Origin of the sequence: uncultured Bacteroides sp. (assembly GCF_937912035.1) — a bacterium.
Lineage (GTDB): Bacteria > Bacteroidota > Bacteroidia > Bacteroidales > Bacteroidaceae > Phocaeicola.
In genome coordinates, this window is sequence record NZ_CALDPF010000062.1 from 58342 (window position 1) to 72128 (window position 13787).

The following is a 13787-nucleotide window of genomic DNA, read 5'->3' on the forward strand; positions in this document are numbered from 1 at the left end:
GAAGTAGGAGATTTTTATTTTATCATCGTATTTATCTCAACTATTTATAACTCAATGTATAAGTTACTGTATCTACATCGCTTCCGATCTTATTTTTCTTATACGACTGTTTTTCACAGAAATAAATCTTAATGCCGTCATGCTCCTCGGCAACTTCATCAGTAACTACAATCTTATAACTTATTTCATAAATATCGAATCCGGTTGTTATAGTAACCTTGGTAAGGTTATTGTCCTTGTCATACTCACATGAAAAAATATCATCATAATTATTGAAATCGGTTTCCCTGTATTCCACTTCACGTATTACTGTTCCAGGAGCTTCTGTAGATGTCTCAACTTTATCTGAAGGTTCTTCATATTTTATTTTATCTCTTTTCTCTATAAAATAATCACCGGTTTTTCCCAATCGGCCTATAGTAGATAACATTGATATTGCCTCATCACTCAAATTCCAGTCTTCATAAACAGAATAGAAAGTGATCATGTCAATGATATTGTTGTTTGGGTATTTGTTTGGATAGAAAGTCGGGATATCAAAATTAATTATATTTTCATCGTAATCAACTTCGGCGATTTTGGTCAGATAACCGTTTTCGTATGTGAAATTATACTGTGTACCTTTCTCAGGACTATATCCACCGTACATTATAGCTTGTTTTAATCTGCCATCGTCATAATATGAGATTACACTCTTATCCAAATACTTATTCTCATAAGAGTCAAACTTACGTACTTTTACAGCATTTCCTTTATCATTCAGATTTACAATGTATTTTTCTTCGTTAGTTCCACTATCACTGTATTCCCTTGAAATTACCTGTATTTCATCAACAATAGTATAGTCGTAGATAGTTTCGTATGAGTAGTCATTTTCGTCAAAATCAGCACTTGCTATTTTCACGACTCTTCCTTTGTCATCGTAACTGTACTTCATAGTTTCTTCCGAAACAGTAACAGCATCAGGATTATCTACTTTCTCACTATTAAATTCCCATCTGTTTGTAATATATTCCACCTGCCTTGTTACTGTGCCATCGGCATTTTCAGCCACTTGCTCAATAGTTATCTTTATAGTTGCATCACCACATTGGATAATGATCTCCGCTTTACGATTGACTCCGGTAAAATTCTTTGATATAGACAATGTCAGTGAAACATTTCCAGCCTCACCACTATATGCACTTAATTTCAACCAGTCAACATTATTTTCTGTATCAGCTTTTGATGAAGTAACATCTTTTACAGTAGCATTCCATGCTGCAGCTGCAGTAAATTTAATAACTTGCCCTTCACCATTTTCATCCGCCTTTACAGTGACTTCTGTCTTAGTGTCATTTGATAAAACCAATTCAGTATCTCCCCCATTTCCATCGTCGTCATTTCCAATACCTTCTTCACACCCTGCCAGCATTAAAGCTGTACAAAAAATTAAACAATAAAACTTTCTCATACATCTTTTTTTTAGATTAAACATATAAATTTTACGATAAGACAAAGGAAAGGAATAATCAAAATAAATAAAACACGGAAATCAGTGAATATATAATCATACACCCAATAATATGAAATAAAAAAACTCCTGCATTAACCTTTATTAGTTTACATGGTTAAATGCAGGAGTTTTTATTTCACAGCTTACTTTTTATGAGTAATATGCCATATATATTGAGAATATCTCAATAGTTAATAGATTTTATTTCAATAATTCACCAAGTTTTGCAGCAATGTCTTCGCCACGCAAATCTCTGGCAATGATATTTCCTTCCTGGTCGACAAGAACTGTAGCCGGAATAGCACGAACACCATACAACTTGGCACCTTCACACTGCCATGCCTTTAGATCGGACATCTGAGGCCATGTAATGTTTAAATCCTTTATAGCTTGTTTCCACTTGTCAGCATCTTTATCAAGTGATACACCTACTATACCAAAACCTTTAGACTTAAACTGTTTATATGCATCCACCACGTTAGGCATTTCCTGACGGCATGGTCCACACCAGCTAGCCCAGAAATCAATAAGAGTATATTTGTTCTTACTAATGAAATCAGAAAGTTTTACAGTTTCACCTTCAGGAGTATTCATTGTAAAATCAATATATTTCTTACCTACAACTGTATTCATTGCGTTGTCGATATATTCTTTCAAACGAGACATTGACGAAGATGCAAGGAACTTCTGAGGCAACTTTTCAAGCAAAGCATTTGCCTGCTCAACTTCAAAAGAAAATCCGTTTGACTGCAAAAGATAAGCACCAACTGCATTGTTGATATTTGCTTCTGTCTGCGCATAAACATAGTCCATACATTCTTCAGATACTTTATCATACGCATTAACCAACGAATCTTTCTGCACATCTGTAAGAGTTGTATCTGTACGGAATGTAGTAGCTATAGCAGTCATCTGATTTTCAAAACCAGAATATTTTTCTATAAATGCAGCAAAAGCATCGTTGGATGGAGTTCCGGAAACTTTTGAATTTCCTTTGGCAATATTAATGTTTATGTTACCCTCTTCAACAAATACGGTAGCATTTAGATCCTGAGTTTCATTACCATAAATTATAAACTTAGGTGCAAACACTGAGTCCGGCATTCCCTTAAACTCAAATTTACCGTTTTTTACAATAGCAGAATCCAAATTGAAGGCTTCTCTGCCATCGTAATAACGCATGTAAACATAATCGCCATCCTTAGCTCCGTCAATAGTACCGTTGATGGTATAACCACCTTTCTCCTGACATGCAGCCAATGCCATTACACCAGCTGCAGCAAATAGTAATCCTTTTTTCATTTCTATTTAAAATATAAAATTAATGTCTGCAAATTTATATCATTAGAATTTAATATCGGTAATATTAATATCATTTTAATTATATTTAATCAAGTATGTTTATAATAAACCCATAATAGTGTAGCAATACAACACCCCCAATAAATAAAATCAAGTATAACATCATTTATTCCCATACATACAGGCAATCCACTATAACTGAATACCACCATAAACTGTATTACGAAAAACAATGATACAAGATATGACGGAAAACGTGAAAACAAATATGACATTCCATTTACAATATCCGTATCATTACGATATCGGTCTGAAGAATATCCATAAACCATAGACGTTATGCCTACACCTATTGACAATATACATAAAGCTCCATCGTGCAGAGGAGAATCAACATATCTTCCTGTTACGCCACGCACAATATTCCATGGCCCCCATGCCAATAATGAATATAAAACAAAATACATAATGGCAACAATGGCAGATGCTACCAGCGATTTTTTTTCCTTACCGGAAAGTTTACGTTCACGCTTAAAGATACGCAAAAACACATCACTCATACCGGAATGCACAAACAGACCAAATGACATAAAAAATATTATAGTGAAGTAAAGTGCAGGTGAAGACATCAGGTTTTCTTCGGTATACCTGAGGAACCACCTCAATGCTTCAGTACTGATTATATTTCTTACACCATCCCATGCATATACACTGCCTATCCACGACAATAATGCCACTAACCACCAAAGCAGAAAAAAAACAGTAGCCGGATGTATAATATTTCTATTCCTCATCAGGTTCGAGATTGTCTATATCAAGAATTCTAAGCTCAAAAGCACGTGTAACGAGTCTACAGGCATTAACTCCTACCCTTTCATCAGAGCGGAACAACCTGTTTATCAATTCATTCTGTCGTTTTTCTATTGATTTAACCCCGAAAGGCATAGCCTTTAGATTTGTAATCATCTCCTTGGTATATCCTAGTGCCAGATGACGGAGCAGACGTTCATCGTACTCATCAATATCGTAATTAATTATTGCCTCCTGACGCCTTTGTTCGGCAGCTACACTCTGCTTGAAACGTGCAACAATCTTCTCCAATATAGGATAATTAAAGACAAGTTTCTTACCTTCCATAACAGCCTGCACGTCAACGGCAGTAAGCAGTTCTCCTGTTTTAAGAATTATTCCATCTGCTCCTGCATTAAGAGCATCAACCCATAACTTTTCATTCAGTACCTCGCCTGTAAATATAAGTACTTTTACTTCAGGCCTTTCTTTATGAAGTTTGGCACATATTTCGACTCCAATTGTTGTGGAACCACCTAATCCTAAATCCAGAAGTACCATATCCGGTGACTCTGTCTCCATCAATGCCCAAAATTCAGCCTCAGTCATAGCTGTGCCAATAACCTCAGCATCAGGTATTTCATGACGGAAAATTTCTTCAGTTCCTTTCAACTCAAGTTTTACGTCTTCTACTATTATTACCTTAAATTTTTCCATAAACATATTTATATTTTATTCAATCAAAACTTTTTATCTATTACTCAATGGCACAGTAAACCATACACAGAATCCAATGCCGTCATCAGCAACTTTGGCATTGATACGGCATCCCCTCCTTCCTGCATACTCATCATGATCTCTGATAACCTGCTTGCATATCAGATATTCAGCCCCGGAAAGGACATCACCAAATTCTGACACTTTTACCTTCGCACTATCAGGATAAAACAACAGATTCAGTTCTTCTTGCGTAAAGTTACGTCGTCTGTCTGTAAATTCAAATCTGGCAAAACATTCATCCTTACTTACAGAAAGAATTATTTCACCAGCAACATTACACCGTAAAGCTTCATCTAAAAGATTCTCCAAAAGAAAACAAAGCAATATTTCATCACCGGATATAACACATTCGCATTCCAAATCAATCTTCAAAGAAGGATAAACAGACATGCGTCTTACTGACTTTCTATAGTACTTATCAGCATGTTCTGTAAGTGTAGAAACATTTATCAATGAACGTCTGAATGTGACACCTTCCAACATACGTGATGCATTAGACGACAAAAGTGTAAATATTTCTTTATAATATGCCACCAGTTCCTCCATATCCTGAAGACTCTTATCCATTTCTTTACAATCAGAGTTTGAGACATATTCAGCCCTCACCTGCTCAACAATCTTCCTCAGACGACCCGGATAATATATAGTTTCATGCTTAATTGTTGATAGACAATTATCAAGAACAAGATTTTGGACATGGAGAGTGTTTTCTTCATGCTCAGCTCTGGCAGCTTCATCCTTAGCCAGTTCAATATCCTGGAATCTCCTCTCCACCTGAACTATTGTGTGATATAATGACACGCCAAGATATTCACTTACCAGTTCAAGCAAAATCCGGTCTTCCTCACGAACTGAATTATCAATATATTTCAGTCCTATCACCCCTATGTAGTTTACCCCACCTGCAGAATCTACGCGTAAAGGTAAAACTATCCATTGTTTATCTTCATCATAAATAACACTTCTACTAATATACGACTTATTGAGTTTTTCTAAAAGGCTTTCATCATTACAGTCTGAATACCATGAGAGAAGTAACCTGTTTTCAGATTCATCGAATATTCCAATCACCAGATTCTCTATAGTAATAAGTTCATTTACATCACGGAACAATGTCCTTACAGTCCGAACACATATATCAGATGTATTATCCGGTGTATCACCAGATGCTGAAGCCGAAAAAACTGTCTGATTAATGGTAAGGACCTGTTCCATGTTGTATCGGTAGTGAAGCATACGTCGCAGATATATAACATAGTATGCCACCAGCCCTACAACTATCAATATTACAAAAAGAATTATGGCTACCATTTTGTTATTGGCCGATTTCTGCATCTTCTGACAGTACTGTTCCAATGATTTATCCTCACTTATCTGTTTATACAGTGTGGTATAGGCCTTGTTGTTATAATAATATTTTGAGAAGTTCTTCACAGCAAGACTAGCTACTGCTACCTCATTTCTCACATCGAGGATTATATAATAATCTGTGTCAAACTTGTTATTAAGCCATATCAGCTCAGAAGCGTCATCCTGACTGTCTGTATCAAGTAACGGACCTTTCCTTCCGGAAAATCTCAGATAATGCATATTCAGATAATGAAAAGCACTGTCGGCCAGTGAAAGAGCCTTATCATAATCAGCCCTTACATTACTTTCGTAAACCATGTTTGCAAACGTATTGGCTATGGAAAGAAGGCTGTCGTAACCTGTCACCAAATATGTACTGTCAGCAATAAGAACTTTATCTTCTACGATTGATATATCAGAAGATTTGGCAAACATACTGGTGAATGAAATAAGTAAAACGATGACAGACAAAACTTTTTTCGCTCCTTTAGGAAGACGGAAATAGAAACGGCTTCCTCTGCCTGGTTCGCTGTCAATACCAAACTTACATACACTAAATAAAGGGCTTGTCTTCTTATATTTTTCTATTATACCCTTACAGTTCATAAGTCCGAATCCATGTCCTTTCTGTTTGGACAGCTCTTCCATATCAGATGCTGTATCTATGCCTATCTTGCCAGAATCGTATACTTTTTCATTCAATATATGTTCCACATCGGCTTTTGACAATCCAGGTCCATCATCTTTTACGGAAACTTCCACATAATCATCTCCCTCGCATGCTGTTACAGTTACTTTCCCACCGGACGGAGTATATTTACGCGCATTATCCGTAAGAGTATTTATCATAAACAGTGTAAGAGCCTTATCCGCCTTTACCACAAGATTAGATTTTTCAATATCAAGACGCTGTTTCTTGACTTCAAACGAATGTTTGCCTTTTTCGATAACGGCAAACAGGCTGTCAAGCGCGAAATTCTCTATATTCAACCGGATATCCCCTTGCTTCATTTTTATCCATACAGCCAATATATCATTGTAGTCATTGATTTTTGACAACAGTTCTTCTATATACTGCAACTTACCGTTTCTTATATCATTGTCTCTTGCAAATGATGCATTCCTAAGTTTTGCAACTTCATTAATAACTCTGTCAATATATGGAACTATACCATTTACAATAGCTACACATGCTTTCTTGGTTTCGTTCTGTCTTTTGTTGTCTGCTATATGTAAACGGTGTATATATTCCTCCTGTTCAAGGCGCATCCTAGTATCGGCAAGCATCATAAGATTAAGTCCGTTTTCTATCGTCCATGCCATATAAGGTGTAATAAGCCTCATCATAGACATCTCATCGTGCTTTAATTTACCATTTTTCTTGAGCCATAACTTGCCTACCGATATATCCTTTCCTGGAGCTATAAGTTCAAAGACTGGAAGTTTTCCTGAAGCCAGCCATTCAGGTCTCTTGTCTGAATCCGCAGAAGCGAGCAGTTCTATCCACAAATCCTCAGCCGCAGTAATACTCAACACATCGGGTTTTACAGCCTTTTCAACCATTCTTACGACTTCTTCCGAATCCGAAGCCTCCTCAGGAATAGCAGCTGTAGTATTGCGGCATACCTGCAATACTTTATTCAGTTTATCAATGTACAGATTGTTGCGTATACGCCAAAACCTATTTAACAATATAAGTACTATAGTCAAAATAAAGAAGCCCAACACAACCATTATCAAAAGGACATTAAGCAGATATGATTCCTTATCCAATGCAGCATATCTGCTTTCCAGTTCCTTATCCTGACGTGTGTAGTCAAGAATATCAAGATATATGTTTCTGTTATAATCAGATTCAGATTTCATACCCATAGCTGAATATGTACGGCTAAGTTGTTCTCTCAATCTGGCAATCCACTCAGGAACAGTCTTTATTCCATCTTTATTTATCCATTTAAGTTCCAAAGAATAAGGGAAATCCCTATTATATGTTCTAAGCCTGTCGGTAGTATCGGTACAGGCATAATATTTCTCATGATGTTTGTTTACATATTGTAATGCCGTATCAAGTAACGGCAATGCTCTTTCCGGACTGCCAACGTAATTATAATATGTAGCCATAGTTCTGTAAGCACCTGATATCTGGTACCAGTCGCCATAATCCTTAAACAGCTTCAAAGCACGTTCAGCCATATTCAACGGCAAACTGTCTATAGGACAGTCATCTTCATTTACTATCTCAAGCCATCCTTTACGTTTTTCAGAAATCAATGTTCTGTTAGACCTGAAATTCAAAATTTCAGCCATAGCCTGCAAAGCATTGGCTTCAAAATACTTATATCCAAGCTCATGAGAGATTCTAAGACAATCCATGAGATAACCGAATTCGCCTATTACAATATCTTCAGGAGATGCAGCCGAATACATACCTCCAGAACCTCGCATGTACATATAATTAATAAATTGTGCCGTGTCAGATTCTATCTTATCAAGATCAATAGCATCAATCTCTGACAAAGACTCTTTTTCCTGCTGCAAATAATAAAAATAAACACCGGAAGTAATATGAAATTCGGACAAAGCATAATTGAACCTAGCTGAAAGAATGGAATCAACCTTGACTACCTTATCCTGCCTGATACGTTTTATACGCCTTTGTGCACGGTTCCGATAATCATAGAATTCTTTATTTGAAGATGTACGCTGACATATCTTCATTAGTCCGACATCGGCTACGAGACATTCTATTTCATTATCAGAGACGTTAACAACATTAGTAAACAACCTCATGGATTTCTCAAAATCCATCTGCAAATAAGCACAGAACGCCAGATTATTAAGCACCTCCGGATAGTTTGAAAAGTCTGCAGATATCATACTATATGCCTTCTCTGCGAGAAATGCAGATTGGTTAAGATCCTTATACCGCAAACGATATGATAGATTATTCAAGGAATCAACCTCAGATATTGAATAATCTTTCACCGCATACCTATGGCAGGAAGTTAAAACAATGATAAACAACAAAGCTATAAACTTACCGAAAGAACTTTTCATTCCGACCTCCTATATAAAACTTAAAATTGCGGACTCCAAACCTTATAAACCAGCATTACAATATTAATTACCAAGAACCCATTCAAACAAAAAGGTTGTATCACTCCCACTAAACCGAAGTAATACAACCCCTAAATAAAGCGTTGCCCAAACATTATTTCTTAGATTCTTCCAAAGAAGCTTTTCTAAATTCTTTCAACACTTTTTCCAATTCCAAAGAAGCCTTACGTGCACGTGTTCCGGCAGCTTTGTTGCCTTTTTCAGCTTGCTGAGTAGCATCAGCAACTAGAGCCTCGCTCAATTCCTTAATCTTTTCAACTAATTCGTTCATAAATGTTTATTTATTAAATTTTTAATTACCAAAACCGTTTATTATAAACCGCTTAGTATTTTCAAAGTAAATATAAAAACTTGGAATTACATCATTGGTTACGCTCTAATTTACATCATTTAACTAAAAAACATATACTCTTATATCTTATTATCTATTGTAGTGTTATATTTTTTACAAACAGCAATCTCCAGCACTTTATCTGTCTTACTATCAACACAAAAACGATTGTCAGTTCTTTCATTCACCAACCATACAATTTCATCACCAGAGGTAACAACCATAATATTTTCTTTTTCGAAAAGTGACATTTTCCTATCGCGCAAGTAATCACGAACCTTCTTAAAACCTTTCATTCCGAACGGAACAAACCTATCACCGGAACACCACTTTCTAAGTTTCAATTCACCACACAATTTATCAGCATCCAAATATGCCACATCATTGCGTTTGGGAACTTTAAAATCTGAATCGACACTGAATATTCTGGTTTTAAGTATATAAACCTGATCTTCAACTTTTTTTGACTTAATTAAAAGACAATTCCTGTCTCTAAGCAATTTCCAGTCCGAAGAATAAAAAATTTTGCCGGAAGTTGACTTCAAACTTCTTTCTATATCCTTAATCTGTGCAGAATTAAATCCTAACGGTGAAAGCCATTCAAAAAGTATAGCTTGAGGAGCGACCTCATTCATAAGTTTTTCTATAGAAACGGAATATGGAGAAAGCATAACACGTTCCATAGATGCCATTACAGACTGCTTATATATGGCTGCCACATCCGACAGGCGTGATGCTGTTTCCATTATGGAATCACAGAAAGAAGGATTTATCTGTCTGAACAGTGGTATTATGTCAAGCCTTATTTTGTTTCGTGTATATACATTTTCCAGATTAGTACTATCCGTAACATAGTCTTGTTTCAAGCAATGCAAATAATCCAGGATATCATCTCTACCAACTTCAAGCAACGGACGGACAATATAACCATTTTTAGGCATAATACCCTTCAAACCATTTATTCCTGTTCCACGTGAGAGATTCAGAAGAAACGTTTCCACACTATCATCTTTGTGATGAGCTACGGCAACATAAGATGCTCCGTATTTCTTTCTGATCTCCTCAAACCATCCATACCTTAGTTCGCGAGCAGCCATCTCAATGGACAAACCGTTCTCCGCAGCATAATCAGAAGTCTGAAAATGCACAACTTCAAGTGGTACAGAAACTTCGGCACAAAGCCTTCTGACAAAAATCTCATCTCTATCCGATTCCTGCCCACGCAAATGGAAGTTACAATGTGCTGCTACACAATCACATCCCAATGACAACAATACCCTAAGTAATGCAACAGAGTCGGCACCACCACTAAGAGCCACAATCAACCTGTCTTTAAGGCTAAACAGCTCTTTTTCGTTTATATATTTTTCTATCTTACGTTTTAACATACTGCAAATGTAGTATTTTTAAAACTACAATACAAATCAGATGGCAGAGTTTATTATTTAAAAACAATCTAAATAGTTTGCATAAAAACTTACTATCCCCTATCTTTGCCGAAAAATATAAAAACATGAAACTATCGGAACTCAAAACAGGTGAAAAAGGAGTAATAGTAAAGGTATTGGGACACGGAGGTTTCCGCCGCAGAATAATAGAAATGGGGTTCATAAAAGGAAAAACCGTAGAAGTAATACTAAATGCTCCTCTGAAAGATCCTATCAAATATAAGATAATGGGATATGAAATCTCATTACGACGTCAGGAGGCGGAAATGATAGAGATCATCAGTGAAGAAGAAGCGCGAAAAACAAACTCAGCAACATCATTATACGATCCAATATCGGAAAATATTCCAGTGACTGAAGAACAGATGAAAGCCCTTGCACAAGGGAAAAGACGTACTATAAACGTTGCCCTTGTAGGCAATCCCAACTGCGGAAAAACGTCACTTTTCAATATTGCATCTGGTTCGCATGAGCATGTGGGAAATTATAGTGGTGTTACAGTAGATGCCAAGGAAGGCTTCTTCGACTTCCAGGGGTATCATTTCCGCCTGATTGACCTTCCGGGTACATACTCATTGTCAGCCTACAGTCCCGAAGAACTGTACGTGAGAAAACATATCATAGAAGAAACTCCAGACGTAATAATAAACGTTGTAGACTCAGGAAATATTGAGCGAAACCTCTACCTTACTACGCAGCTGATTGACATGAACGTGAGAATGGTCATTGCACTGAACATGTACGACGCGCTTCAGAACAGCGGCAACAAGCTTGACATAAAGAAACTGAGCCAGTTACTTGGTGTTCCTGCAGTACCTACAATAAGTCGTACCGGCGAAGGTATCGACGAATTGTTTCATGTCATTATAGGACTGTACGAAGGTGCCGATTTTATGGGGCAGAAGGAAGAAATACAGAATGAAGCCCTTCAGGAATACCGCAAATGGCACGATGCCTACGTGCCGGACCACAAATACGGAAGCCATAAGGAAGAGGAAAATGACTTCACGCCGAAAAACTTTATACGTCATATCCATATCAACCACGGACCGGAACTGGAAAGGAGTATAGAAGCCGTTAAAAAGGAAATAGGAAAGATTGAGAATATAAGGCATAAATACTCCACACGTTTCCTTGCCATAAAAATGCTCGAGAACGACAAGGATATCGAACGCCGCATAATCTCCGACATGCCGAATGCCGATACAATCATAGACATCAGAAACAAAGAAGCCGAACGCCTAAAGGCTGTAATGAACGAAGACAGCGAACAGGCTATAACGGATGCCAAATACGGTTTCATTTCCGGAGCTCTGAAAGAAACATATACAGACAACAACCAGAACACAGAAATGTTCACACGGATAGTGGACAGCATAGTAACTCACAGAATATGGGGTTTCCCTATCTTTTTCGTATTCCTGTACATAATGTTCGAAGGAACATTCGTCATTGGTGACTATCCTATGCAGGCTATAGAATGGCTGGTTGGCATTATAGCACAGACAGCAGATTCATTTATTCCAACCGGGCCGCTAAAGGATTTAGTAATTGACGGTATTATTGGAGGTGTAGGTGGTGTGATAGTGTTTCTTCCCAATATATTAATCCTATACACTTTCATCTCAATTATGGAAGATTCCGGATACATGGCACGAGCAGCATTCATCATGGACAAGATTATGCATAAAATGGGACTGCACGGCAAATCATTCATACCACTAATAATGGGATTTGGTTGTAACGTGCCTGCCATAATGGGTTCACGCATTATCGAAAGCCGCAAGTCAAGGCTTGTAACAATGCTCATCACTCCACTGATGTCATGCAGTGCCCGCCTGCCAATCTACCTTATTCTAATAGGAGCATTTTTCCCGAATCATGCCAGCCTCGTTTTACTTGGTATATACAGTATCGGTATTTTGTTAGCTATCATAATGGCAAGGGTGCTGAGCAAATTCATAGTCAAAGGGGATGACACTCCATTCGTGATGGAACTGCCTCCTTACAGAATGCCTACAGCTAAATCAGTATTAAGACATACATGGGAGAAAGGTGTTCAATATCTGAAGAAAATGGGTGGTATAATAATGGTGGCATCCATTATTATATGGTTCCTGGGATATTATCCTAACCATGAACAATACTCTACACAAGCTGAGCAACAGGAAAACTCTTACATTGGACAAATTGGTAAAGCCATAGAACCAGTAATAGAGCCACTGGGTTTTGACTGGAAGATGGGTATAGGCATCCTTTCAGGTGTAGGCGCAAAGGAACTGGTAGTAAGTACACTAGGAGTATTATATGCAGACAATGAAGAAGTGGACAGCGTGAATCTTGCCGAACGACTCAACATCACCCCACTTGTGGCTTTCTGCTACATGTTGTTCACACTAATATATTTCCCATGTGTAGCTACGATAGTTGCCATTAAACAAGAATCCGGCAGTTGGAAATGGGCCTTGTTCGCCGCTACGTATACCACCCTACTTGCATGGATAGTTTCATTTATCGTATTTCAAATCGGAAAACTTTTCTTTTAAATGGACATACAGACTATAATAATAGGCATAATAATAACCATGTGCGTAGTCTTTATCGGGCTTCGCATTTACAGGTTATTGTCCGGCAAAGGCAAGTCGGCATGTGATTCATGCACCGGATGTGCTTTGAAAAATGCATGCAATAAAAAATAACACATTCAGTATAATCCCTGTTTGGATAATATTTAGCGGTCGTTCTATCAAGAACGGCCGCTAATTGTATATAATAATGACGAAATGAAGTTTCTTTCCCAAAAAACAAGAATAAAGTAGCTTTTATCCTTTCATTTTCTATAAATACAAACTATATATTTATAAATACAGATTATATTTATAAAAACACAACTTGTATTTATATATCTTCAACTTATATTTATAGAATATGCCTAAGCAAAATCAACTATTTGTTTACACATTTGAAAAATCCTGTTTACACGATTTTAACAAGAAAATTGAGGAAACATACACATAGATAATAGATAAAATGAATATTTTTTTAAACAAAGTATTGCATATTTAAAAAAAAGCAGTACCTTTGCATCGCATTTGAGAAAAACGATATCAAATGACTTCCGGTTCCTTGGATGAGTGGCTTAGTCAGCGGTCTGCAAAACCGTGTACGGCGGTTC

9 protein-coding genes are annotated in these 13787 nt (G+C 37.0%); 2 read left to right on the forward strand and 7 right to left on the reverse strand.

Annotation, left to right across the window (positions count from 1 at the left end):
* Nucleotides 1-40 precede the first annotated feature (40 nt).
* The 7 genes from Q0486_RS16060 to tilS all read right to left on the reverse strand — a co-directional run bounded on the left by Q0486_RS16060 (nt 41) and on the right by tilS (nt 10552).
* Nucleotides 41-1453, reverse strand: a complete 1413-nt coding sequence (locus tag Q0486_RS16060; RefSeq protein WP_299235765.1) for a BACON domain-containing carbohydrate-binding protein — start codon at nt 1451-1453, stop codon at nt 41-43.
* Nucleotides 1454-1696: 243 nt separating this feature from the next.
* Entirely contained in the window at nt 1697-2797 is a 1101-nt protein-coding gene (locus Q0486_RS16065; RefSeq protein WP_299235769.1) for a TlpA disulfide reductase family protein, read from the reverse strand.
* 89 nt (nt 2798-2886) lie between these two features.
* Entirely contained in the window at nt 2887-3591 is a 705-nt protein-coding gene (locus tag Q0486_RS16070; protein ID WP_299235772.1) for an AbgT family transporter, read from the reverse strand.
* Complete coding sequence (locus tag Q0486_RS16075; RefSeq protein WP_299235775.1) at nt 3581-4309, reverse strand: DUF5932 domain-containing protein; 729 nt, start codon at nt 4307-4309, stop codon at nt 3581-3583. Before Q0486_RS16075 ends, Q0486_RS16070 begins: the two co-directional genes overlap by 11 nt.
* 27 nt (nt 4310-4336) lie before the next feature.
* Entirely contained in the window at nt 4337-8773 is a 4437-nt protein-coding gene (locus tag Q0486_RS16080; protein ID WP_299235777.1) for a DUF5113 domain-containing protein, read from the reverse strand.
* A 154-nt stretch (nt 8774-8927) separates the two neighbouring features.
* Nucleotides 8928-9104: a histone H1 gene (locus Q0486_RS16085; protein WP_299235780.1), complete on the reverse strand. Its 177-nt coding sequence runs from the start codon at nt 9102-9104 to the stop codon at nt 8928-8930.
* Nucleotides 9105-9244: 140 nt separating this feature from the next.
* Nucleotides 9245-10552, reverse strand: coding sequence for a tRNA lysidine(34) synthetase TilS (gene tilS, locus Q0486_RS16090; protein ID WP_299235783.1), 1308 nt, complete (start codon nt 10550-10552; stop codon nt 9245-9247).
* A gap of 125 nt (nt 10553-10677) precedes the next feature.
* Between tilS and feoB the strand changes: the two genes are divergently transcribed.
* Nucleotides 10678-13158, forward strand: coding sequence for a ferrous iron transport protein B (gene feoB, locus Q0486_RS16095; protein ID WP_299235786.1), 2481 nt, complete (start codon nt 10678-10680; stop codon nt 13156-13158).
* The gene (locus tag Q0486_RS16170) at nt 13159-13311 is read left to right on the forward strand and encodes a FeoB-associated Cys-rich membrane protein (protein ID WP_363318001.1); all 153 of its coding nucleotides are present in this window, start codon (nt 13159-13161) and stop codon (nt 13309-13311) included.
* Nucleotides 13312-13787: the final 476 nt, after the last annotated feature.

Excerpts from the sequence above, each read along its gene's own strand:
- Q0486_RS16060 (WP_299235765.1), bottom strand. The coding sequence starts at position 1,453 with ATGAGAAAGTTTTATTGTTTAATTTTTTGTACAGCTTTAATGCTGGCA.
- Q0486_RS16065 (WP_299235769.1), bottom strand. The coding sequence starts at position 2,797 with ATGAAAAAAGGATTACTATTTGCTGCAGCTGGTGTAATGGCATTGGCT.
- Q0486_RS16070 (WP_299235772.1), bottom strand. The coding sequence starts at position 3,591 with ATGAGGAATAGAAATATTATACATCCGGCTACTGTTTTTTTTCTGCTT.
- Q0486_RS16075 (WP_299235775.1), bottom strand. The coding sequence starts at position 4,309 with ATGTTTATGGAAAAATTTAAGGTAATAATAGTAGAAGACGTAAAACTT.
- Q0486_RS16080 (WP_299235777.1), bottom strand. The coding sequence starts at position 8,773 with ATGAAAAGTTCTTTCGGTAAGTTTATAGCTTTGTTGTTTATCATTGTT.
- Q0486_RS16085 (WP_299235780.1), bottom strand. The coding sequence starts at position 9,104 with ATGAACGAATTAGTTGAAAAGATTAAGGAATTGAGCGAGGCTCTAGTT.
- tilS (WP_299235783.1), bottom strand. The coding sequence starts at position 10,552 with ATGTTAAAACGTAAGATAGAAAAATATATAAACGAAAAAGAGCTGTTT.
- feoB (WP_299235786.1), top strand. The coding sequence starts at position 10,678 with ATGAAACTATCGGAACTCAAAACAGGTGAAAAAGGAGTAATAGTAAAG.
- Q0486_RS16170 (WP_363318001.1), top strand. The coding sequence starts at position 13,159 with ATGGACATACAGACTATAATAATAGGCATAATAATAACCATGTGCGTA.